At 60.1% G+C, this 23,168-nt stretch carries 23 protein-coding genes; 19 read left to right on the top strand and 4 right to left on the bottom strand.

The features are described 5' to 3' along the window. Positions 1 to 197: 197 nt before the first annotated feature. Positions 198 to 1,106 (top strand): 50S ribosomal protein L3 N(5)-glutamine methyltransferase, encoded by a 909-nt coding sequence (prmB, locus tag K5Y35_RS26530; RefSeq protein ID WP_123467384.1) that lies wholly within the window; start codon positions 198 to 200, stop codon positions 1,104 to 1,106. 125 nt (positions 1,107 to 1,231) lie between these two features. Here the strand turns inward: prmB and K5Y35_RS26525 are convergent, their stop codons facing one another. Then, positions 1,232 to 2,023, bottom strand: coding sequence for a hypothetical protein (locus K5Y35_RS26525; protein ID WP_222833354.1), 792 nt, complete (start codon positions 2,021 to 2,023; stop codon positions 1,232 to 1,234). A 99-nt stretch (positions 2,024 to 2,122) separates the two neighbouring features. Continuing rightward, the gene (locus tag K5Y35_RS26520; RefSeq protein ID WP_222833353.1) at positions 2,123 to 3,076 is read right to left on the bottom strand and encodes an alpha/beta hydrolase; all 954 of its coding nucleotides are present in this window, start codon (positions 3,074 to 3,076) and stop codon (positions 2,123 to 2,125) included. A 130-nt stretch (positions 3,077 to 3,206) separates the two neighbouring features. Between K5Y35_RS26520 and aroC the strand changes: the two genes are divergently transcribed. From aroC to mtnC, 5 genes are all read left to right on the top strand, one after another. Continuing rightward, positions 3,207 to 4,298: a chorismate synthase gene (aroC, locus tag K5Y35_RS26515; protein WP_003223202.1), complete on the top strand. Its 1,092-nt coding sequence runs from the start codon at positions 3,207 to 3,209 to the stop codon at positions 4,296 to 4,298. Between the two features lie 34 nt (positions 4,299 to 4,332). Then, a complete protein-coding gene (locus K5Y35_RS26510) occupies positions 4,333 to 5,478 on the top strand; it encodes an MFS transporter (RefSeq protein WP_123467379.1) in 1,146 nt (381 codons plus the stop codon). Then, a complete protein-coding gene (locus K5Y35_RS26505; protein WP_123467377.1) occupies positions 5,475 to 6,101 on the top strand; it encodes a methylthioribulose 1-phosphate dehydratase in 627 nt (208 codons plus the stop codon). Before K5Y35_RS26510 ends, K5Y35_RS26505 begins: the two co-directional genes overlap by 4 nt. A 91-nt stretch (positions 6,102 to 6,192) precedes the next feature. After that, positions 6,193 to 6,738: a 1,2-dihydroxy-3-keto-5-methylthiopentene dioxygenase gene (locus K5Y35_RS26500; protein ID WP_222833352.1), complete on the top strand. Its 546-nt coding sequence runs from the start codon at positions 6,193 to 6,195 to the stop codon at positions 6,736 to 6,738. Between the two features lie 4 nt (positions 6,739 to 6,742). Further along, positions 6,743 to 7,426 (top strand): acireductone synthase, encoded by a 684-nt coding sequence (mtnC, locus tag K5Y35_RS26495; protein WP_222833351.1) that lies wholly within the window; start codon positions 6,743 to 6,745, stop codon positions 7,424 to 7,426. Between the two features lie 101 nt (positions 7,427 to 7,527). On the opposite strand, the gene K5Y35_RS26490 is transcribed toward mtnC, so the two are convergent. Continuing rightward, on the bottom strand, positions 7,528 to 7,806 hold the full coding sequence (locus K5Y35_RS26490) for a DUF3509 domain-containing protein (RefSeq protein ID WP_123467373.1): 279 nt from the start codon (positions 7,804 to 7,806) through the stop codon (positions 7,528 to 7,530). 388 nt (positions 7,807 to 8,194) lie between these two features. Between K5Y35_RS26490 and K5Y35_RS26485 the strand changes: the two genes are divergently transcribed. From K5Y35_RS26485 to K5Y35_RS26440, 10 genes are all read left to right on the top strand, one after another. Next, entirely contained in the window at positions 8,195 to 10,033 is a 1,839-nt protein-coding gene (locus K5Y35_RS26485) for a long-chain-acyl-CoA synthetase (RefSeq protein ID WP_222833350.1), read from the top strand. A 96-nt stretch (positions 10,034 to 10,129) separates the two neighbouring features. Continuing rightward, complete coding sequence (locus K5Y35_RS26480) at positions 10,130 to 10,648, top strand: ankyrin repeat domain-containing protein (protein WP_123467368.1); 519 nt, start codon at positions 10,130 to 10,132, stop codon at positions 10,646 to 10,648. Positions 10,649 to 10,844: 196 nt separating this feature from the next. Then, positions 10,845 to 11,375 (top strand): hypothetical protein, encoded by a 531-nt coding sequence (locus K5Y35_RS26475; protein WP_123467366.1) that lies wholly within the window; start codon positions 10,845 to 10,847, stop codon positions 11,373 to 11,375. A 71-nt stretch (positions 11,376 to 11,446) separates the two neighbouring features. Continuing rightward, positions 11,447 to 11,638 (top strand): PLDc N-terminal domain-containing protein, encoded by a 192-nt coding sequence (locus tag K5Y35_RS26470; RefSeq protein WP_003223221.1) that lies wholly within the window; start codon positions 11,447 to 11,449, stop codon positions 11,636 to 11,638. 237 nt (positions 11,639 to 11,875) lie between these two features. Further along, the gene (gene speE, locus K5Y35_RS26465; protein ID WP_123467364.1) at positions 11,876 to 12,751 is read left to right on the top strand and encodes a polyamine aminopropyltransferase; all 876 of its coding nucleotides are present in this window, start codon (positions 11,876 to 11,878) and stop codon (positions 12,749 to 12,751) included. A gap of 175 nt (positions 12,752 to 12,926) precedes the next feature. Next, complete coding sequence (locus tag K5Y35_RS26460; RefSeq protein ID WP_123467361.1) at positions 12,927 to 13,160, top strand: hypothetical protein; 234 nt, start codon at positions 12,927 to 12,929, stop codon at positions 13,158 to 13,160. Positions 13,161 to 13,370: 210 nt separating this feature from the next. Beyond that, positions 13,371 to 13,718, top strand: a complete 348-nt coding sequence (locus K5Y35_RS26455) for a ribonuclease E inhibitor RraB (protein ID WP_003223226.1) — start codon at positions 13,371 to 13,373, stop codon at positions 13,716 to 13,718. Positions 13,719 to 14,251: 533 nt separating this feature from the next. Beyond that, positions 14,252 to 15,661 (top strand): circularly permuted type 2 ATP-grasp protein, encoded by a 1,410-nt coding sequence (locus K5Y35_RS26450; RefSeq protein WP_123467359.1) that lies wholly within the window; start codon positions 14,252 to 14,254, stop codon positions 15,659 to 15,661. 12 nt (positions 15,662 to 15,673) lie between these two features. Continuing rightward, entirely contained in the window at positions 15,674 to 16,624 is a 951-nt protein-coding gene (locus tag K5Y35_RS26445; protein ID WP_222833349.1) for an alpha-E domain-containing protein, read from the top strand. Then, a complete protein-coding gene (locus tag K5Y35_RS26440; RefSeq protein ID WP_123467354.1) occupies positions 16,621 to 17,430 on the top strand; it encodes a transglutaminase N-terminal domain-containing protein in 810 nt (269 codons plus the stop codon). Before K5Y35_RS26445 ends, K5Y35_RS26440 begins: the two co-directional genes overlap by 4 nt. A 114-nt stretch (positions 17,431 to 17,544) precedes the next feature. On the opposite strand, the gene K5Y35_RS26435 is transcribed toward K5Y35_RS26440, so the two are convergent. After that, on the bottom strand, positions 17,545 to 18,366 hold the full coding sequence (locus K5Y35_RS26435) for a c-type cytochrome (protein ID WP_186747608.1): 822 nt from the start codon (positions 18,364 to 18,366) through the stop codon (positions 17,545 to 17,547). Positions 18,367 to 18,952: 586 nt separating this feature from the next. On the opposite strand from K5Y35_RS26435, the gene K5Y35_RS26430 reads away from it, so the two are divergent. The 3 genes from K5Y35_RS26430 (at position 18,953) to K5Y35_RS26420 (ending at position 23,144) form a co-directional block, all read left to right on the top strand. Beyond that, positions 18,953 to 20,158, top strand: coding sequence for an acetyl-CoA C-acetyltransferase (locus K5Y35_RS26430; RefSeq protein WP_222833348.1), 1,206 nt, complete (start codon positions 18,953 to 18,955; stop codon positions 20,156 to 20,158). A 24-nt stretch (positions 20,159 to 20,182) separates the two neighbouring features. After that, on the top strand, positions 20,183 to 22,327 hold the full coding sequence (locus tag K5Y35_RS26425; protein ID WP_222833347.1) for a 3-hydroxyacyl-CoA dehydrogenase NAD-binding domain-containing protein: 2,145 nt from the start codon (positions 20,183 to 20,185) through the stop codon (positions 22,325 to 22,327). Positions 22,328 to 22,421: 94 nt separating this feature from the next. Then, on the top strand, positions 22,422 to 23,144 hold the full coding sequence (locus K5Y35_RS26420; protein WP_123467348.1) for an amidotransferase: 723 nt from the start codon (positions 22,422 to 22,424) through the stop codon (positions 23,142 to 23,144). Positions 23,145 to 23,168 lie beyond the last annotated feature (24 nt).

Below are 23,168 nucleotides of genomic sequence, written 5' to 3'. Positions count from 1 at the left end.
GGCTGAGCGGTTCTGTGAATCGCTACCATCGTAGGCGCCGTCGTTACTGGCCTGCAGCGTTGTCAAGTTACACGTTCTGTTCAATAGCTGATGTAAAAATCAGAAAACTCCTACCGTCGCCCACCTGTGTTTCCTGCGTCGTCGTGGCGCGTTTTGGCTGCTAGAATCGCCAGTCGTTTTTTCTGGAGTTCTGCCCCGTGATCACTTCCCGACTTCGTACCCTGCGCGACCACATCCGTTGGGCCGTCAGCCGCTTCCATGGGGAGGATCTGTTTTTTGGCCATGGCACCGACAATGCCTGGGATGAAGCCCGGCAGCTTGTGCTGGGAGCTTTGCACCTGCCATGGGAAATCGCCGACAGCTACCTCGACTGCGCCCTGGAAGACGACGAACTGGTCAACCTGCAACGCCTGCTCAAGCGCCGTATCGAGGAGCGCATCCCGACGGCTTACCTGCTCGGTGAGGCGTGGTTCTGCGGCATGTCGTTCATCGTTGACGAGCGCGTGTTGATCCCGCGTTCGCCGATTGGCGAGCTGATCGAAAACCGTTTTGCGCCGTGGATCGGCAACGAACCTGCGCGGATTCTCGACTTGTGCACCGGCTCCGGCTGCATCGGCATTGCTTGCGCCTACGAGTTCCAGAACGCGGAAGTGGTACTGGCGGATCTGTCGTTCGAAGCGCTGGAAGTGGCCAATCAGAACATCGAGCGTCACGGCGTCGACGAGCGCGTGTACACCGTGCAGGGCGATGGTTTTGACGGTTTGCCGGGGCAGCGCTTCGACTTGATCGTGTCTAACCCGCCGTACGTTGACGCGGAAGATTTCGCTGACATGCCGGACGAATATCAGCACGAACCGGAGCTGGGCCTGGCCTGTGGTGACGACGGTCTGAACCTGGTGCGACGGATGCTCGCGCAGGCGGCGGATCACTTGACCGAGAAGGGCTTGCTGATCGTTGAGGTGGGCAACAGCCAGGTGCACGTTGAAGCGCTGTATCCGGAAGTCGACTTCGCCTGGCTCGAATTCGAGCGTGGCGGGCATGGCGTGTTCATGCTGACGGCGGAGCAGTGCCGCGACCATCAAGCGCTGTTCGCCTCCCGCGTTTAAGCCTTAAAAGCATCGCGGGCAAGCCCGCTCCCACAGTTTTTTGTGTGTACCGCCATATTTGGGTACGACGCAAAACCTGTGTAAGCGTGGCTTGCCCGCGATGGGGACGCCTCGGTCTCGACCTGTTACCGATGTGTAGCAATCCAGATCAACAATCCCGCCTGAAACACCGCAAACGCCACCAGGCAAGTAATGGTGAAGCGCAGACCAGCGTCTTCACGCTTGAACTTGCTGACTTTCTCTTCCTGCTTCTTCAGCTTCACTTCCTGCTCGGCGAGGTTCTGCTCGGCCTGTTGCAACATCGCCGCTGCTTCAAGAATCTCGACGATCTGCAGCTTTTCGCTGTTCCAGTCACCGAGCAAATCGCCAACCTGCGCGTCCTTGATGCTGCCTTTCAAATGCTGGGCATCGGCGTACACCACATCGAAACCGTGCACGCGCAGGAAGTGATCGCGACGCAGGCGGGTGTCTTCGTTCAGCGCGTCCTTGTTGTTCAGGTCCATGCTGTCGACGGTGTAGGTGGGCCAGCGTTTTTTCGCCCAATTGATGCCTTGCGCCGCCATGAAACGGCCGATGCCGCGGTTCAACGGCTCGATCTGCAAACCGCTGTCCGGGCCGAAGCTCACGCGCTTGGTGGTGTGATTGACCCACACGTCGAGGTGGTTTTGTTCTTTGCGCACACGCTGGCTTGGCAGTTTGATTGCCATGCGCATCAGGCTGTGTTCTTTGCTGTTGCGCTCGGCGTAACCGAATTCGACAAAGCGCAACGGCCGGCCGCCGGTGTGCCGGTCAGTCTGCAGCGGGGCCAGGCGGAGCATCTTGTGGTGCTCGACGCTGACGTCCGCCCATGGCAGCTCAACCGCTGGCGGTGTGTCTTTTTCAGCGGTGGTGTCGGGTGAAGTCGGGGTATCAGTCATAACGGCGAGATCCTGTCCAAGCGCTGCTTGTCGCCAGCCAGTACGCTGGCGACAAAGGCTTATCGGCCGTTTTTTGCAGGACTAGAGGGCAAAAAGCCCTTAACGGGTGCGAAGTCCGTCAATAAATTCGATCAGTTTGCCGCCCAGCTCCGCCGCCAGTGGCAAATTCGGATCCTTGTAGGAGGCCAATTGCCGCTTCATATCCGCCGGGACGATGCGCATCACGTGGTTCATGCCGTCGATCACCGCCAGCTCGGCGTCGGGTTTGGCGACTTTCAACGCCAGGGCATCGCCCACGCCGACCTGCATGTCGTTGCTGCCCTGAACGATCAGTGCCGGCATCTTCAGTTGCGCAAAAGCCTTGGCCGGGTCCTGCCGGAACAGCGAAATCAGGTACGGCTGCACGCTTGGCCGAAAAATCGGCTGCAGCGGCGCCGGCACGTTGGCATCCGTGTGGCCGGCCTTGAGGCTGTCGAGCAGTTCATTGCTGCGCAGCATCAGCGGAGGCGGCAGGCTGCGGGCCAACTGCTCGCGGATCACCTGATCGACCGGCCGGGCGCTGCCGGACAGGGAAATCAGCGCAGCCGCGTCGGCGCGCGGGGCGGCGAGGGTGGCGATGAGGGCGCCTTCACTGTGACCGAGCAGAATCAGCGGACCAAAACGCGGATCGCTTTTCAGCTTCTGGCTCCAGGCCACGGCATCGTTGACGTAGGCCTCAACCGACAGATTGCGTTCATCCGGCGTGGCCGCCAGGCTGGCGGCCACGCCGCGCTTGTCGTAACGCACGCTGGCAATGTTGTGTTTAGCCAGCACCCACGCCAGTCGCTTGAGACTGTCATTGCGTCCGCCATCGGAGTTGTTTCCGTCACGATCCGTAGGACCCGAGCCAGAAATAATCAGGACAACCGGCACTGGCGTGTCGGACTTTGGCAGCAGCAGCGAACCGAAAAGCTCGCCTGTGCCGGTATCCAAAGTTACCGGGCGCTGTAGGACCGTCGCGTGGGCAAAGCCCGTAATCAGGGTAAGACTCAAGATCAAAACTCGCAGCATCATCACGCCATCATTCGCCAAGGTGCCAGTTGGACTCGCCAGCACCACTAAGGTTCGAGGATGAACTACTCGGTTAGCCTGCGTATACTGGCGCGCATCACGAATTTGGGTTTGATTTCACGGAGCGTCCTGCATGTCCGGCAATACCTACGGCAAGTTGTTCACTGTCACCACCGCGGGCGAAAGCCATGGTCCGGCGTTGGTCGCCATTGTCGACGGCTGCCCGCCGGGCCTGGAGATTTCGCTGGAAGACCTGCAGCGCGACCTCGATCGTCGCAAGCCGGGCACCAGCCGCCACACCACCCAGCGTCAGGAAGCCGACGAAGTCGAAATCCTCTCCGGCGTGTTCGAAGGGCGCACCACCGGTTGCTCGATCGGCCTGCTGATCCGTAACACCGACCAGAAGTCCAAGGACTACTCGGCAATCAAGGATCTGTTCCGCCCGGCTCACGCTGACTACACCTACCACCACAAGTACGGCGAACGCGACTACCGTGGCGGCGGCCGCAGCTCGGCGCGCGAAACCGCGATGCGCGTGGCAGCGGGTGCGATTGCGAAGAAGTTTCTGGCCACCCAGGGCATCGTCATTCGCGGCTACATGAGCCAGCTCGGCCCGATCGAAATCCCGTTCAAGACCTGGGATTCGGTGGAAGAGAATGCGTTCTTCAGCCCGGATCCGGACAAGGTGCCAGAGCTGGAAGCCTACATGGACCAGTTGCGCCGCGATCAGGACTCGGTGGGGGCGAAGATCACCGTGGTCGCCGAAGGCGTGATGCCGGGCCTCGGCGAGCCGATTTTCGACCGCCTCGACGCCGAACTGGCCCACGCGCTGATGAGCATCAACGCGGTCAAGGGCGTGGAAATCGGCGCCGGTTTCGCCTGTGTCGCCCAGCGCGGCACCGAGCACCGCGATGAGCTGACCCCGGAAGGTTTCCTCAGCAACAACGCTGGCGGCATCCTCGGCGGCATCTCCTCGGGTCAGCCGATCGTCGCGCATCTGGCGTTGAAGCCGACCTCGAGCATCACCACGCCGGGCCGTTCGATCGACATCCACGGCAACCCGGTGGACGTGATCACCAAGGGCCGTCACGACCCGTGCGTCGGTATCCGCGCCACGCCGATTGCCGAAGCCATGATGGCCATCGTGCTGATGGACCACTTGCTGCGCCATCGTGGGCAGAACGCCGATGTGCGCGTGAGCACCCCGGTGCTGGGTCAGCTTTGATGGGTGATCTCAAAGCCGCTGCGGCATAACCGGCGTGGCGGCGCTCCCGTACTGGCGGCTGTCCAGTTTCTATCTGTTCTATTTCGCCTTGCTCGGTTCGACAGCGCCGTTCCTGGCGCTGTACTTCGATCATCTCGGTTTCAGCGCTGCACGTATCGGCGAACTGGTCGCCATCCCGATGCTGATGCGCTGCGTGGCGCCGAACATCTGGGGCTGGCTCGGCGATTACACCGGCAAACGCCTGGCCATCGTGCGCTTCGGCGCGGTGTGCACGCTGTTGACGTTTTCGTTGATTTTCGTCAGCAAGACCTACGCCTGGCTGGCGATGGTCATGGCGCTGCATGCGTTCTTCTGGCACGCGGTGTTGCCACAATTCGAAGTCATCACCCTCGCGCACTTGCAGGGGCAGACGTCTCGCTACAGCCAGATTCGTCTGTGGGGTTCAATCGGTTTCATCATCACCGTGGTCGCGCTGGGGCGCTTGTTCGAGTGGCTGAGCCTCGACATCTACCCGGCGGCGCTGGTGCTGATCATGGCCGGCATCGTCCTCAGCAGCCTGTGGGTGCCTAACGCGCAACCGCCGCAAGGCAATCGCCCGAGCGGGGAGGGCTTCCTCAAGCAACTGCGCAATCCTGGTGTGCTGGCGTTCTACGGCTGCGTCGCGCTGATGCAGTTGAGCCATGGGCCTTATTACACCTTTCTGACCCTGCACCTTGAACGGCTCGGTTACAGCCGTGGCGTGATCGGCATGCTCTGGGCCGTGGGCGTGGTCGCCGAAGTGCTGATGTTCATGTTCATGAGCCGGATTCTCGCGCGGTTTTCCCTGCGCCGGGTGCTGATGGCGAGTTTTCTGCTGGCGGCGCTGCGCTGGTTGCTGCTGGGGTCGTTCGCCGAATTCCTCTGGGTGCTGTTGTTCGCGCAGGTGTTGCACGCGGCGACCTTCGGCAGCTTTCATGCGGCTGCCATCGCGTTCGTGCAACGTAGCTTCGGTGCGCGCCAGCAAGGGCAGGGTCAGGCGCTGTATGCAGCGCTGGCCGGCACCGGCGGTGCAATGGGGGCGTTGTATTCCGGCTACAGCTGGAACGTCCTCGGCGCGACATTAACCTTTAGTATCGCCAGCCTCGCGGCGCTCGCTGCTGCCGTTATCATTGCCATACGAATGCAAGAGGACAGGCCATGAGCCTTACGCGTGAACAACTCGCCCGGCAAATCGTCGATGCCGGGCGTTTTCTTTATGGTCGCGGCTGGTCGCCAGCCACCAGCAGCAATTATTCGACGCGCCTGTCGCCGAGCGAAGCCTTGCTGACCGTATCCGGCAAGCACAAGGGCCAGTTGGGTCTGGACGACGTGTTGGCCACCGATCTGTCCGGCAACAGTCTGGAGCCGGGCAAACAGCCGTCCGCTGAAACCTTGCTGCACACCCAGCTCTACAGCTGGCGCGCGGAGATCGGCGCCGTATTGCACACCCACTCGGTGAACGCCACCGTGCTGTCGCGCCTGACGCCGCAAGACTTCATCGAGTTCGAAGACTACGAACTGCAAAAAGCCTTCAGCGGCATTTCGACCCACGAATCCCGGCTGCGCGTGCCGATTTTCGACAACGATCAGGACATTGCGCGCCTCGCCGCCAAGGTGCAGCCTTGGCTCGACGCCCATCCCGATTGCGTCGGTTACCTGATTCGCGGCCACGGCCTCTACACCTGGGGCGCGCAGATGAGCGACGCGCTGCGGCAGATCGAGGCCTTTGAATTCCTGTTTGAATGCGAGTTGAAAACCCGCAGCGTCATGAACCGCCAAGGCTGACTTCACCAGAAGCAGCCCTTCGCCTGATGAAATGCACTGCCCGACCGGTCTGCAAGAACCGGACGGCAAGGCCGATACCGAGGAATTGCCCATGAGCAGCCTGTCCGTCTATCACGTTTCCAGCCCTGACCTTCCGAACAAGGTGCTGACCCATTTCGAAGACATCGCCTCGACGCTCGCCGAGCAGGGCGTGCGTTTCGACCGCTGGCAAGCGGCGGCGAAAATCCAGCCGGGGGCGACCCAGGAAGAAGTGATCAGCGCCTATCGGGAGCAGATCGACAAACTGATGACCGAGCGCGGTTACATCACCGTCGACGTGATCAGCCTCACCAGCGATCACCCGCAAAAAGCCGAACTGCGCGCCAGGTTCCTTGAAGAACATCACCACGGCGAAGACGAAGTGCGCTTTTTCGTCGCTGGCCGTGGACTGTTTACGTTGCACATCGACGATTACGTCTACGCCGTCCTGTGCGAAAAGAACGATCTGATCTCGGTGCCGGCGGGTACCCGACATTGGTTCGACATGGGCGAGCACCCGCATTTCGTGGCGATTCGCCTGTTCAACAACCCGGAAGGCTGGGTGGCGAATTTCACTGGTGAAGACATCGCCGGGCGCTTCCCGCGCCTGGAGGATTGAACCGATGTCGATCAAAGCCATCCTTACCGACATCGAAGGCACCACCAGTGCGGTGAGTTTTGTGTTCGACGTGCTGTTTCCGTACGCGGCCCGGCACCTGCCGGACTTTGTGCGGCAGAACGCCGGGCGCGCCGATGTCGCCGAGCAGATCACCGCCGTGCGCCGTTACAGCACCGAGCCACAGGCCGATGTTGAACGGGTGATTGAAATTCTCTTGAGCTGGATCGCCGAAGACCGCAAGGCCACGCCACTCAAAGCGTTGCAGGGCATGGTCTGGGCGCAGGGTTATCAGGCCGGGCAGTTGAAGGGCCACGTTTACCCGGATGCCGTTGAAGCACTTCAACGATGGCACGCGGCGGGCTATCAACTGTTCGTGTATTCGTCCGGCTCGGTCCAGGCGCAGAAACTGATTTTCGGCTGCTCGGAGGCGGGCGACCTCACGCCGCTGTTCAGTGGCTACTTCGACACGACCTCGGGGCCCAAGCGCGAGGCGCAGTCCTACACGAATATTCAACAGGCGATTGGCGTTGAACCGGGGGAGATTCTGTTTCTGTCCGACATCGTCCAGGAGCTCGACGCTGCTCAAGCGGCCGGTTTGCAGACCTGCGGCCTGGCCCGCGAGGGAGGGGAGCTGGAAGGACACGTCTCGGTCGACAGCTTCACCGGCATCGAACCGGAAGCCTTCTGAGCACGCAGCGCTCCCACAGGTTTTTTGCATCGAGCACAAAAACAAAAACAGGCCGGGCAGTGAAAGCTGCCCGGCCTGTTTTGTTTAATGCGTTTGAATGTTTACAGCGAGTGATACGTCGGCAGGGCGAAACGCTGCTGGCTCTGCAGCATGGCAATTTGCGGCAGTTCGCTGGCCTGTTCCGCCAGATCGCGGCGAATGGCACTGATGGCCCACGACAGTTGGTCGGCGTTATGCATTTGCTGATAGGTCAGTGCGCGTTTGAACACTTTGCCGTCGTTGCTGCGCAGGGTCAGCAGAATCCCGCCATCGGGACGTGGCGCGGTGGCGACTTCGAAGTTGGAGAACAGCGAGGAAAATTTTTCTTGGATCAGGCTCATGTCTTTCAGCTCCGTATGCACTTGAATGGCAAGCATGCAGAGGAGGTTGCAGTGATTGTGCCAGTATTTATAAAAATAAAATCCTTTATAAATCAGTAATTTATAAATAATAAAATTTCCTGGCGTCGTGCAATCTGCATGAATGGCCATCGTGCATCCTGCATTTTGCGGGATCTTGCACGATCCAATGGAACCAATCGGGTGTACCAGGATCACGGCCTTCTCTTTCGCGGTTGCGGATACAAAACATTGCAAAAACCGCGTGTACAGCCCGAGAAGCGCTGACGTATTTTCAGCGTCGACCCTCGTTCGAATGCGGCGGTCAGAGCAAGCGATTGCCCGACAATAAAAATACCGGCCAGCGCCAAAGGCCGAACGGGGAGCTTCCATGCGTCACGCGCCAAGCGACACGATTACCTGGAGCATGATGCTCCGCAAACTGCCAATGATCGCCAAGGCCATCCCGCGGGTGGTCAAGGGCATGAAGGCGGCCAACGTCACGGACCCTACCCAAAGCTGTGGCCTGGGCTGGACGTTCGAACAAGCGACCCTGCGCAATCCCGTAGGCCCGGCGTTAATGCAGGGCGACGTGCTGCTGACCTACACCCAGGTCAACCAGTGGGCCAACCGCATCGCCGATTATCTGAGCGGGCAGGGCATTGGCAAGGGCGACGTGGTGGCGGTGTTCATCGACAACCGCCCGGAATTGCTGGTGACCATTCTTGCCCTGGCCAAGGTCGGTGCCGTCAGCGCGTTGCTCAATACCTCGCAAACCCGCGACACGCTGATTCATAGCGTGAATCTGGTGACGCCGGTGGCGATTGTTGTCGGCGAGGAGTTGCTGCCGGCGTTCGCCGCCATACGCGCACAGGTATCAATCGCCGCGCAACGCACCTGGTTTGTCGCGGATCAGGACACCTACAGCCATCCGGGTATTGCGCCCGAAGGGTACGTCAATCTGATCAGCGCCAGTGCTGACGCCTCCAGCGTCAATCCGCCGAGCAGCCGGCAAGTGTTCTACGACGATCCGTGTTTCTATATCTACACCTCCGGCACCACCGGTTTGCCCAAGGCCGGAGTGTTCAAACACGGGCGCTGGATGCGCAGTTCGGCCAGTTTCGGCATGATCGCGCTCAACATGCAGCCCGACGACGTGGTGTATTGCACACTGCCGCTGTACCACGCCACCGGGCTCTGCGTGTGCTGGGGCTCGGCAATCAATGGCGCTTCGGGCTTCGCGATCCGGCGCAAATTCAGCGCCAGCCAGTTCTGGAACGATGTGCGCCGTTATCGGGCTACCACCCTTGGCTACGTCGGCGAGTTGTGCCGTTATCTGGTCGATCAACCGCCCAGCGACGATGACAGTCGCCACGACGTGCGCAAGATGATCGGCAACGGCTTGCGCCCCGGGGCGTGGGCCGAGTTCAAGACACGTTTCGCCGTTGAGCATATCTGCGAGCTGTACGCCGCGAGCGATGGCAATATCGGCTTCACCAACATCCTCAACTTCGACAACACCATCGGCTTCTCGCTGATGGCCTGGGAGTTGGTAGCCTACGATCATGACAGCGGCGAACCGCTGCGCAGCGACGACGGTTTCATGCGCAAGGTCGGCAAGGGCGAGCAGGGCCTGCTGTTGGCGCGCATCGACGAAAAAGCGCCACTGGATGGCTACACCGATCCGCAGAAGACCGCCAGGGTTGTGCTGCACGATGTCTTCAACAAGGGTGATCGTTTTTTCAACACTGGCGATCTGTTGCGCAATATCGGTTTCGGTCATGCACAGTTTGTCGATCGTCTGGGCGACACCTATCGCTGGAAAGGTGAAAACGTCTCGACCACCGAAGTGGAAAACCTGCTGCTGCAACATCCGCACATTTCCGAGGCCGTGGCCTATGGCGTGGAAATCCGTAACACCAACGGTCGCGCCGGCATGGCTGCGATTACCCCGGCAGAATCCCTCGCCACCCTGGATTTCGCCGAGTTGCTGACGTTTGCCCGCCAGCGCATGCCGGCCTACGCGGTACCGTTGTTCCTGCGGGTGAAGGTGAAAATGGAAACCACCGGCACGTTCAAGTACCAGAAAACCCGCCTGAAAAATGAAGGCTTCGATCCCGGCCAGACGGGCGATGATCCGGTTTTTGCCTGGCTGCCCGGCACCGATACCTATGTGCAGGTCACCGATGAAGTGTTGGCTGGAATTCATCAGGGCAAATACCGCTATTGATTCTGGCTATAGGTAATCTTGAGAAAAAGGGGGTGACAGGCTTCGTCACGCTCGGGAAACTGTCGCCTTTCTGATTGACCGAAAGTGGAGTTGCCCATGTCTGACCAAAGCCGCCAGATGACCCCAGAAGAAGCTGCCGAATTTACCGAGCAGGTTTTCAACAAGGCGCGCGAAGGTGACGCGCTGATGCTTGATCGACTGATCGGCGCGGGTTTGCCGGTGAACCTGAAAAACAGCAAGGGCGACACCTTGCTGATGCTGGCCAGTTACTACGGCCATATCGAGGCAGTGCAGGTGTTGCTGAAACACAAGGCCGATCCGGAACTGCGCAATGGCAACGGCCAGAGCCCGATTGCCGGTGCGGCGTTCAAGGGCGATCTGGCGGTGGTCAAGGCGTTGGTCGAGGCGGGTGCCGAGATTGAAGGTTCGTCCTTTGATGGCCGGACTGCGCTGATGATGGCCGCGATGTTCAACCGTGTTGAAATCGTTGATTACCTGATCGGCAAAGGCGCCGATCCGAAAGCCAAGGATGCCAATGGCATCACCGCCCTGGATGCCGCCCGGACCATGGGCGCGGTCGACACCACGGCGCAGCTGGAAAAACTGCTGGCCTGAGGACAGTCGAAACTCTGTGGCGAGGGCGCTTGCTCCCGCTCCAGTGTGCAGCGCTGGCAAACAGGGTGAGCCCACTGTTTTTTCGGCTGCTCTGCACCCCAGCGAGAGCAAGCTCCTTCGCCACAGGTGTCGGGTGCGCTAAAGAATGCGCTATCCTTCGCGCCCTCAAATTTCTCCTTCCACAGGATCCGCCTCCATGAAAGCCGCGCTCGTCGAACTCATCAGCAAAATCAGCTCCGGCTGCATGGGCGAGGACGAGATCCTGAACGTCGCCGACGAAGCCGCTCAGGCCTACGCCGATGCCGACGCTTTTCTGGCCGCCAACCCGGACATCAACTACGACGACACTTTCCCAATTCCACTAGGCGAGTGGGTAGTGGTCGGCAGCCTGCCGGAGACCGTGCTGTTCCAGGCCGACACCTATGTCGACCTGTTCGCGCAGATTGTCGCGTCGTTCGGCCCGGGCGTGGACTTCAACCTCAAGCCCAAGCAACTGGCCAAGACCGAAGCGTTGACCGCACTCAATCGCATCCAGGTGCAGATGAGCAGCCTGAACAAGGAGAACGGCGGGTACACGCTGATGAACTTCAGCCAGTTGCTCGACGACGAGCTGCAAGTGGTGCTGGTTTACGGCAACGACGTGCCTCGGGTGCTGGAGTTGTGTGCCGAGGTCGGCATTGCTGCCGCGCCGTCACTGGAAGCCTTGAAAGTCGCCATTCACGTCTGAACGCAATAAAAGGGAACCCTGCGCGCGACCGTCTATCCTAAAAGTGCATGCCACTATTCTGGAGCGACACCATGGGTTCCACGTTCAACGGTCTGATCGGCCTGATCATTCTTGCCCTCGACATCTGGGCCATCATCAACGTGCTGAAAAGCGGCGCCGAGACCGGGATGAAAATCCTCTGGGTCCTGCTGATCATCCTCCTGCCGGTGCTGGGCCTGATCATCTGGGCCATTGCCGGGCCGCGAGGCAACGTGCGGATCTAGCCACAACGTTGAAATCACCCCATAACCTGTGGGAGCTGGCTGGCCAGCGATAGCATCGCAGCGGTGTCACGCAGAGACCGTGTTGACTGCATCGCTGGCAAGCCCGCTCCCACAAGGTTATGCGGATTGCCGATGAGCCGAGGTTCGACCTGTCATCTTTGGCAACGTAAAATGCGCGCCTTTCCCGGGCAATCGTCAGCATGATGGGCGCCTGCGCATTCCTCGGAGCACCTGACCATGACCGTCACCAAGACCAGCGAATACCTGGAAACCCTCTATGAAGGTTATGGCCAGCGTTTTCGCATGGAAAAACTCCTGCACGAAGTGCGCACCGAACATCAGCACCTGGTGATTTTCCAGAACCCGCGCATGGGCCGGGTGATGGCGCTGGACGGCGTGATCCAGACCACCGAAGCCGATGAATTCATCTACCACGAAATGCTCACCCACGTGCCGATCCTCGCCCACGGCACCGCCAGGCGTGTGCTGATCATCGGCGGCGGCGACGGCGGCATGTTGCGCGAAGTGACCCGACATGCCAGCGTCGAGCACATCACCATGGTCGAGATCGACGGCACCGTGGTCGACATGTGCAAAACGTTCCTGCCGGACCACTCCAAAGGCGCTTACGACGATCCACGGCTGAACCTGGTGATCGACGACGGTATGCGTTTCGTCGCCACCACCACGGAAAAATTCGACGTGATCATCTCGGACTCCACCGACCCGATTGGTCCGGGCGAAGTGCTGTTCTCGGAGAATTTCTACCAGGCCTGCCACCGTTGCCTGAACGAGGGCGGCATCCTGGTGACCCAGAACGGCACGCCGTTCATGCAGATCGACGAAGTGAAAACCACTGCCGGTCGCCTGCGCAGCCTGTTTCCGGACTGGCATTTCTATCAGGCCGCCGTGCCGACCTACATCGGCGGTTCAATGACCTTCGCCTGGGGCTCGACCAACCCGGCCTACCGCAGGTTGAGCCGTGAAACCCTGCAACAGCGTTTCATTGGCAGCGGCATCGTCACTCGTTACTACAACCCGGAAATCCACATCGGCGCGTTCGCCTTGCCGCAGTACGTGCTGCAGGCGATCAACAAGCCAAGCAACGACTGACTGAGTGAAGGGATTGTCTGTGGCGAGGGGATAAATCCCCTCGGCCCAAAAGTTTTCCAAGCACCAACGTGATGTTTTTTTCATGTTCGGCAGATGTATTCCTTTTGAACGATCAATCTCGCGAAAAGTCGAGATAGAAGTAAGCCCATTTACGGGTTTGATCGAGGAGGCACCGATGCAAAAGTGGAAAGTCACTTTCGTGGACGATCATGGTGAAATTGTCGATGAGGTGTTCGAGCAGGCGGAATGCCCCAGTGATGACGAGGCCGCTCGAATGGTCAAGGCGCGGTTGCTTCCTGTCGCCGCCGAACTGGATCTGAACGATCTGGAAGGGCGTACCGCCGATGCTGGTGTCAAAAGCCTGAAAAGCCAGAACAGCATCGAAATCCGTAGCATCACGCCAATCTGAAATTCTTCTTGTCACCTGAAGCACCAGGCCTTGGCAGCGGCTCTATCTTGGGGCTACTCTGCAAGCGAGATCAGCGAACGGATCGCTAAGGTCTGGTCTTGTCAGCTACATGCTTGTTTCCCGCGTGCAACCACGTTGCCGCAGTACTTTGGCCAGAGGCCCGGGGCGGGAATACGGAAAGTCTATCCATCTATCTGAGGGGGACGATTCATGAGCACAGCCTATCAAGAAGACATCAGCAGCAATGTTCTGCGCCGCATGAAAGAAGGCGGGTTCGATTTTTCCCGTTTTCATCCCATCGAGTTCTACGCCATTTTCCCGGACGAGGAGCGGGCGCGCAGGGCGGCAGGCAAGTTTCGCGGTGAATCCATCAATGCTCAGGTCAGTGCGCGCGACGATGGCGCCTGGTCGCTGGAATTGAGCAAAGTGATGTATGCAACGTATGACGACATTGGCGATTTCGAGCAGGGTTTCTCTGCCGTGGTCGAGCCGCTGGGCGGCATCATCGAAGGCTGGGGCGTCAAGCAGGAGGTGCGCAACCGCTATCGTCTGAACTGATCTCCGGTTACAGGTATCGGGCAACGGCTGACCTTCGGGTCGGCCGTTGTCGTTTCCAGAAATCAAAAGATCACAGCCTTCGGCAACTCCTGCAACAGTCATCCGCAGGAACGACCGAAGGCTGCGATCTTTTGCTTTTACTTTCAAAACATTTCAAGCGGGCAAAAAAAGCCACCGCAGAGGGTGGCTGAAAGGGAAGACCGATAAGCCGGGGAAACCGGTCAGGGTTAAGGCCTGCGGGACTGCGGTCACAGTCCGGATTGGTTGGGCTGAACATTTCACCAGGGAAATTGTGCAGCGGATGCGCGGATTATCCGCAGCCGGCACCGGGCAGTGAAATCAACTCTGACTATGCTGGTGATAGGCGCTGCAATGCGTCGCAATGAAGCGGGGGCAATCAGGTTGGGGCATTTGCCGCACAGGAATGGTGCGGTGCCTGCGGCGTCATTATCCAACCGATTGAAATCAAAGCGTTTATGCCGATGGCACGGGCCTTGCGAAGGCCTGTAGGTCCGGGTGACAAGGAGTACGGCATGATCCGCACCTATTTTGATGAAATGTACGATGCCGGCGGCCTGGTTCGCCCGCATTACCGGGAGTTCGCGCGCTGGCTGGCCGACACGCCTGACGAGTTGCTGGCACAACGGCGACGCGAGGCTGACTTGCTGTTCCACCGTGCCGGGATCACCTTCACGCTCTACGGGGACGAGCAGGGCACCGAGCGCCTGATTCCTTTCGACACGATTCCGCGCAGCATTCCCGCCAGCGAATGGCGGATTGTCGAGCGCGGGTGTATCCAGCGAGTCAAGGCGCTGAACATGTTTCTCGCCGATCTTTATCATGAGCAGCGCATCATCAAGGCCGGGATCATTCCCGCCGAACAAGTGCTGGCCAACGAGCAATACCAGTTGGCGATGCAAGGGCTGGATCTGCACCGCGATATCTACTCGCACATTTCCGGCGTCGATCTGGTGCGCGATGGCGACGGCACTTATTACGTGCTCGAAGACAACCTGCGGACCCCGAGCGGCGTGAGCTACATGCTCGAAGACCGCAAGATGATGATGCGTCTGTTCCCCGAGCTGTTCGCCGCCCAGCGCATCGCGCCCATCGACCACTATCCGAATCTGTTGCTCGACACCCTGAAAAGCTCCAGCCCCATCGACGACCCGAGCGTGGTGGTGCTGACGCCGGGGCGCTTCAACAGTGCGTTCTTCGAGCATGCGTTTCTGGCGCGGGAGATGGGCGTCGAGCTGGTGGAGGGCGCGGATCTGTTCGTGCGTGACGACAAAGTCTTCATGCGCACCACCGACGGGCCAAAACCGGTGGACGTGATCTACCGTCGCCTCGACGATGCGTTCCTCGATCCGCTGGCGTTCAACCCCGACTCGATGCTCGGTGTACCGGGACTGCTGTCGTCCTATCGCTCCGGCAATGTCGTGCTGGCCAACGCCATCGGTACCGGGGTGGCGGACGATAAATCGGTGTATCCGTTCGTCACTGACATGATCCGTTTTTATCTCGACGAAGAACCGATCCTGAAGAACGTGCCGACCTGGCAATGCCGCAACCCGTCCGAACTGTCCCACGTACTGGCCAATCTGCCGGAGCTGGTGGTCAAGGAAACCCAGGGCTCCGGTGGATACGGAATGCTCGTCGGGCCGGCGGCAACGACCGCGGAAATCGACGCGTTCCGCGAGCGGATCAAGGCCAAGCCGCACGCCTACATCGCACAACCGACGCTGTCGCTGTCGACCTGTCCGACCTTTGTCGAAAACGGCATTGCGCCGCGCCATATCGACCTGCGGCCATTTGTCTTGTCCGGTCGCGAAACCCGGGTCGTGCCCGGCGGTTTGACCCGTGTTGCCCTGCGCGAAGGCTCCCTGGTGGTGAATTCCTCCCAGGGCGGCGGAACCAAGGACACCTGGGTGGTCGAGGATTGAAGGAAGCTTGCCATGTTAAGTAGAACTGCCTCGGATCTGTATTGGATGTCGCGTTACCTGGAGCGGGCGGAAAACCTCGCGCGGATGCTCGACGTCAGTTACTCGTTGTCGCTGATGCCGCAGGACGGTCGCGGCGATGGTCTGCACGAATTGGCCATGCCGCTGTTGATCACCGGCACCCTCGACGATTACCTGGAGCGTCACGGCGAACTGCACGCCGAACGCCTGTTGCACTTTTTCGCCCTCGATGCGGCCAACCCGGCAAGTATCTACAGTTGCCTCGGCGCAGCGCGGGCCAGTGCCCATGCGGTGCGTGGGCGCATCACCGCCGACATGTGGGAAAACATCAACGCCACCTGGCTGGAAATTCGCGGGATCGCCGAACAAGGCCTGAGCCGCTATGGCATGAGCCGTTTCTGCGAGTGGATCAAGGAGCGTTCGCACCTGTTCCGTGGTGCGTCCTACGGCACGATCATGCGTAACGATGCGTTTCGCTTTATTCGTCTGGGCACGTTTATCGAGCGCGCCGACAACACGCTGCGTCTGCTCGATGCGCGTTATGAAATGGCCGGGGATCAGGCCGCAGCGGTCAGCGACGGCACCGCCCACGCGTATTACCAGTGGAGTGCATTGCTGCGGGCCTTGTCGTCGTTCGAGGCCTACACCGAAATCTACCGCGATGCCCCCGGCGCCCGGCATGTCGCCGAGTTGCTGCTGCTGCGCGCCGATGTGCCGCGTTCGCTGCGTGCGTGCACCGAGGAGATCGACCAGATCCTCGCGCAATTGCCCGGCGCCAATGGTCGACCGGCGCAACGGCTGGCGGCGGAAATGGACGCACGTCTGCGCTACACCGGCATCAACGAAATTCTCGAGGAAGGCCTGCACGCGTGGCTGACCGAATTCATCCCGCTGGTGCGCCAGTTGGGCAACGCCATTCACAGTTCCTACCTGGAGGCTGCATGAGACTTTCCATTAGCCACGAGACCACCTATCACTACGAAGATCAGGTGCGGGCGAGCATCCAGTACCTGCGGCTGACCCCCCACGACAGCGAGCGCCAGCATGTACTCAGTTGGCAGCTCGACCTGCCGCGTCCGGTGCGTGCGCAACTCGATCCGTTCGGCAACATCCTGCACGTGCTGACCATGGACGAGCCGCATGAAGCGATCATCATCGGCGCGCGAGGGCAGGTCGATATCGACGAATTGCGCGAGGCCGAACATGAGAGTCAGTCGGCGCTGCCGTTCCTGCGTTTTACCCGGTTGACCGAGGCGGACGAGGCGCTGCGTGCGTTTGCGGCGAAAACCTGCAAGCAGCGGCGTGATCGCACGGCGCTGATTGATCTGATGCACGGTTTGAATCAACACATGACTTACACGCCGGGCTCCACCGAAGTCGACACGCGGGCTGCGGATGCGTTTGCCGGACGTGCCGGCGTGTGTCAGGACCATACTCATGCGTTTCTGGCCTGTGCGCGCAGTCTCGGGGTGCCGTCACGTTATGTGTCGGGTTATCTGTACAGCGAGGATTGCGAGCATCTGGCCAGCCATGCCTGGGCAGAAGCCTGGCTGGATGACGCCTGGTACAGCTTTGACGTGACCAATGAACTGGCGCGCCCTGAGCGTCACCTGAAACTGGCGGTAGGCCTCGATTACCTGGACGCCTGCCCGGTACGCGGGATGCGTCGGGGCGGGGGGTGTGAACAGATGCATGCGAAGGTGTTCGTGTCGCCCACCCCGGCGCCGGTTATCTCCGTGCAACAGCAATAACTGCAATACCGCTATCGCTGGCAAGCCAGCTCTCACAGGATTACCGCGGCTTCAGAGTCGGCGGATAACCTGTGGGGCTTGCCAGCGAAGCGGTCAGTGATAACACCCCATTGCTTATGGCTTAACCTTGCGCCCGGCCATGTGTTGCAAATAGCCGATCAGCAACTGCAGATCCTTCTCCGGCAACACATCTGCCGAAAACCCCGGCATCTTCGCCTGCGGCCATTGGCGCAAACTCTGCGGATCGCGGATATACCGCTTGAGGAAATCCGCGCCGAAGTACTCCGTCGGGTTATACGGAATATTCAGATCCGGCCCGAACTGCGCATCCCCCGCACCGTTCAGGCGGTGACAGGCCAGACAGTTTTTCTGAAACAGGGCGAACCCCTGATTCACCGGGTCATCTGCTTTCAGCTTGGCATCGGGCAACAGCGCCGGAAAGCGCTCCGCCACCGGAGCCATGCGCTTGATGCTCGCCACTTCGAATGGCCACTGCTCCGGGCTGATATGACCGGCCTGCGGATCCGTCCATACCAGATAAAACGGTCCAGCACTGTGCTTGCCCGCCGACAGCGGCGGCCACGGCTGCGCCGGGTCTTCGATGGCCAGCCAGGCCCGTGCACCTTTGCTATTGAGCAACGGCGCGGCCGCCAGCTCGGCGGCAAACCCGTCCAGCGCTACCGCTTGCAGATGATCGTCAGGTTTGATGCCGGTCAGCAGCGCGGCCACGGGCACGGCGCGATAGGTCATGTCCTTTTTGTAGGACACATCGTTTTTGATCGTCAGGGTTTGCACTAGAGGATGCTTGAGCAGCTCCTCGGTCTGCCAGGTGCGGGTATGGGCGCCCAGTTGCAGATCCAACTGAGCGGCAGACAAGGGCAGGCTCAGCAGCAAGGCCCCGAACGCAATGAGATTCTTCAAATGATCGCCGTCCATGTCGTGGAAGTGCACAAAGGTTGGCACAGCCATGCTGGCCCGGGTAGCGGGCCACGCACATTTTTAATGGGCGATGACGGGCGCCGGTCGCTTGATTCAGCCAATGACCTTGGTCAGGTTCGGCAAAATCAGCAACAGCGTCGTGGCGAAAAGAATGAGCCCTGCTTGACGAACTTTTGGTTGTTTGAACATGGCTTGACCGCCTTTATTGTTATTTCCTGATGTTTGCCTGCATATCCATGACGGCAAACGCTGCACTTCCTGTTGAAGAACGTCGGCCTCGGCAAAACCCGACGACCATGACGTACATGTTCTACCTTAGGGCCCGCGTCACGCTTGGCTTAGATCCATTTCATATGAACTTGCTGCTGAATGTGCTTAAAAAGGCATGAGGCGTTTTGCCAGCTTCTTTGCCGCCCGCTGGCTAGACAACTCGCGCACCTGAACCGGTTCACCCGCTGTTCAATGACCGTCCGTCTGAGCGTGTGCGTCAACGCCATTGAGCACTGTGGTCATTGAATCCATGAGCGTCCGGGCCAAGAGTGGAGGCACGAGCAATCACTCACCGCACAGGTTCGAGGACGTCATGACCCAGGCTTTGATATTCGATGCGCTGCGCACGCCGCGTGGCAAAGGCAAACCCGATGGCGCTTTGCACAGCGTCAAACCGGTGAATCTGCTGGCCGGTCTGTTGACCGCACTGCAGCAGCGCACGTCGCTCGACACCAGCCAGGTCGATGACGTGGTCATCGGTTGCGTCACGCCGATTGGCGATCAGGGCTCGGACATCGCCAAGACGGCGGTGCAAGTGGCCGATTGGGATGTCAGCGTAGCGGGTTTGCAGATCAACCGCTTCTGCGCCTCGGGACTGGAAGCGGTGAACCTCGGCGCGATGAAAGTGCGCTCCGGGTTCGAAGACCTGGTGGTGGTCGGTGGCGTCGAGTCGATGTCGCGCGTGCCAATGGGCAGTGACGGCGGCGCCTGGGCGCTGGACCCGCAGACCAATCTGCACAGCCACTTCACCCCGCAGGGCGTCGGTGCGGACCTGATCGCCACCCTTGAAGGTTTCAGCCGTCACGACGTCGACGCCTATGCGCTGCATTCGCAACAGAAAGCCGCACGGGCCCGGGCCGATGGTTCGTTCAACAAGTCGTTGGTGCCGGTGCAGGACCAGAACGGCATCATCCTGCTCGATCACGATGAATTCATTCGTGCCGAATCCACCCTTGAAGGGCTGGGCAAACTCAAGCCCAGTTTCGAAATGATTGGCCAGATGGGCTTCGACGCGACGGCACTGCGGGTGTACAGCCATGTCGAGCGGATCAACCATGTTCATACGCCAGGCAACAGTTCCGGAATCGTCGACGGCGCGGCGCTGATGTTGCTTGGCTCCGAGGCCAAGGGCAGGGCGCTGGGCCTGCAACCGCGGGCGCGGATTGTCGCCACGGCCGTCACCAGCACCGATCCGACCATCATGCTCACCGGCCCTGCACCGGCTACGCGCAAGGCATTGGCCAAGGCCGGGCTGCGTGTTGAAGACATCGACCTGTTCGAGGTCAACGAAGCGTTTGCCTCGGTGGTGCTCAAGTTCATCAAGGACATGGCCGTCGATCCGGCCAAGGTCAACGTCAACGGCGGCTCCATCGCCATGGGGCATCCGCTGGGCGCCACCGGTTGCGCGATCCTCGGCACGTTGCTCGATGAACTGGAAGCGCGGCATCTGCGCTATGGCCTGGCGACGCTGTGCGTCGGCGGCGGCATGGGCATTGCCACCATCCTCGAACGCCTCTGAGCCCCGAATTCAAGGAACCTTGTTATGAGCGAAGCCATTCGTTACGAAAAAGCTCAGGACGGCATCGTTGTCCTGACCATCGACATGCCGGGCCAGAGCGCCAACACCATGAACGCCGTGTACCGCGAAGCCATGGCCGCGTGCGTTGCGCGACTGGTCGCGGACAAAGACCACCTCGCTGGGGTCATCATCACTTCGGGGAAGAAAACCTTCTTTGCCGGCGGCGACCTCAATGAGCTGATCAAGGTCGGCAAGCCCGAAGCCAAAGCCTTCTACGACATGGTGCTGACCCTCAAGGGGCAATTGCGCACGCTGGAAACCCTGGGTAAACCGGTGGTTGCGGCCATCAACGGGGCGGCGCTGGGCGGCGGCTGGGAAATCTGCCTGGCCTGTCATCACCGGGTGGCACTTGACGACGCTTCGGTACAACTCGGCTTGCCGGAAGTGACCCTGGGTCTGTTGCCGGGCGGCGGCGGAGTTGTGCGCATGGTGCGCATGCTCGGTATCGAGAAGGCGCTGCCGTATCTGCTCGAGGGCAAGAAAGTGCGTCCGCAACAGGCGTTGCAGGCCGGTCTGATCGACGAACTGGCCGCCGATCACGATGAACTGCTGGCCAAGGCGCGCGCCTGGATCGTCGCCCATCCGACAGCGGTGCAACGTTGGGACGTGAAGGGGTATCAGATTCCCGGTGGCACACCGTCGAACCCGAAAGTTGCGCAGATGCTGGCCATTGCGCCGTCGATCCTGCGCACGAAAACCCAGGGCACGCTGCCGGCACCGGAGAAGATTCTGTGTGCGGCGGTGGAGGGCGCTCAGGTGGATTTCGACACCGCGCACCTGATCGAAACCCGCTATTTCACCGAGCTGACTACCGGCCAGATTTCGAAAAACCTGATCGGTACCTTCTGGTTCCAGCTCAACGAGATCAATGCCGGTGGCTCACGGCCGCAGGGTTACGCACCGTATAAGACGCAAAAAGTCGGCGTGCTGGGCGCTGGCATGATGGGCGCGGGGATCGCGTTCGTCAGCGCCTCGGCCGGCATTGAAGTGGTGCTCAAGGACATCAACCTTGCAGCGGCCGAGAAAGGCAAGGCTCACTCGGCGGCCTTACTGGACAAGAAAGTTGCCCGTGGCCAGATGACGGCTGAGCAGCGCGAAGCGGTGCTGTCGCGGATCAGCACCAGTGAAAGCGATGCCGATCTGGCCGGCTGCGACTTGATCATCGAGGCGGTGTTCGAGGACCGAGAACTGAAAGCCAAAGTCTCGGCAGCGGCACAGCAAGTGGTCGGTAGCGCGGCGGTGATTGCCTCCAACACTTCGACCTTGCCGATCACCGGGCTGGCGCAGGCAGTGCCGGATCAAAGCAAGTTCATCGGCCTGCATTTCTTCAGCCCGGTGGAAAAAATGCCGTTGGTGGAAATCATCAAAGGCGCACAGACCAGTGATGAAACCCTGGCGCGCGGTTTCGATTTCGTCCTGCAAATCAAGAAAACCCCGATTGTGGTCAACGACAGTCGCGGCTTCTTTACCTCGCGGGTATTCGGCACTTTTACCAACGAAGGCATCGCTATGCTCGGCGAGGGCGTGAGCGCGCCGATGATCGAGACCGAGGCGCGCAAGGCCGGGATGCCGGTCGGGCCTCTGGCGATCTCTGATGAAGTTTCCCTCAGCCTGATGAGCCATATCCGCCAGCAGACGGCCAAGGACCTACAGGCAGAAGGGAAACCACTGATTGAGCACCCGGCGTTCGCCGTGATTGACTTGCTGCTCAACGAATACAAGCGTCCGGGCAAAGCCGCAGGCGGTGGTTTTTACGATTACCCGGCCGGTGCTCAGAAACATCTGTGGCCGGAATTGAAGACGCGCTTCGAGAAGGCTGATGGCCAGATTTCACCGAAGGATGTACGTGATCGTCTGCTGTTTGTGCAAGCCATCGAAACCGTGCGCTGCGTGGAGGAGGGCGTGCTGACCTCGACGGCGGATGCCAACGTCGGCTCGATCTTCGGCATTGGTTTCGCCGCGTGGACGGGTGGTGCGCTGCAGTTCATCAACCAATACGGCGTGCAGGATTTCGTCGCTCGTGCGCAGTACCTGGCCGAGCAATATGGCGAGCGTTTTGCCCCACCGGCGTTGCTGCTGGAAAAGGCTGCGAAAGGCGAGCTGTTTTAAGTGATCGGGTGAACGCCGAGGGGCTTGCCTTGCCGGGGTGTTTCAGGGCAGGCTCTGGGTGTTCATTATTCCCATCACGTGTCAGGTATTTTTTATGTCGCTACGCATCTGCATTCTGGAAACCGACATCCTGCGTCCGGAACTGGTCGATCAATATCAGGGTTACGGGCAGATGTTTCAGCGTCTGTTCTCGCAGCAACCGATAGCCGCCGAGTTCACGGTCTACAACGTGATGCAGGGCGAATACCCAAGCGACGACCTGACGTTCGATGCGTACCTGATCACCGGCAGCAAGGCCGACTCGTTCGGTACCGATCCGTGGATCCAGACCCTCAAGCAATACCTGCTGACCCGTTACGAGCGTGGCGACAAACTGCTCGGCGTGTGCTTCGGTCATCAACTGCTGGCACTGCTGCTCGGTGGCAAGAGCGAGCGCGCCACCCAGGGCTGGGGCGTTGGCACCCACAACTACAAACTGGCGGCCAAGGCACCGTGGATGAACCCGGTACGGGAGGAACTGACGTTGTTGATCAGCCACCAGGATCAGGTCACTGCGCTGCCGGAAAACGCCACGGTTATCGCTTCCAGCGATTTCTGCCCGTTTGCCGCCTATCACATCAATGATCAGGTGCTGTGCTTCCAGGGGCATCCGGAATTCATACACGATTACTCGCGGGCGCTGCTGGAGCTGCGTCAGGAGGCGCTGGGTTCGCAGATTTACAGCAAAGGCGTGGCCAGTCTGGAGCAGGAACACCACGGCACCACGGTTGCGGAATGGATGATGCGCTTTGTGGCGCACAAGCCAGAAGCTGCCTGAACAGCTTCGTGAGCAGGCTCGCTC

The sequence above is a fragment of the Pseudomonas sp. SC3(2021) genome, from assembly GCF_019856535.1.
Lineage (GTDB): Bacteria > Pseudomonadota > Gammaproteobacteria > Pseudomonadales > Pseudomonadaceae > Aquipseudomonas > Aquipseudomonas monsensis.
This window is presented reverse-complemented; position numbering and strand designations above follow the sequence as displayed.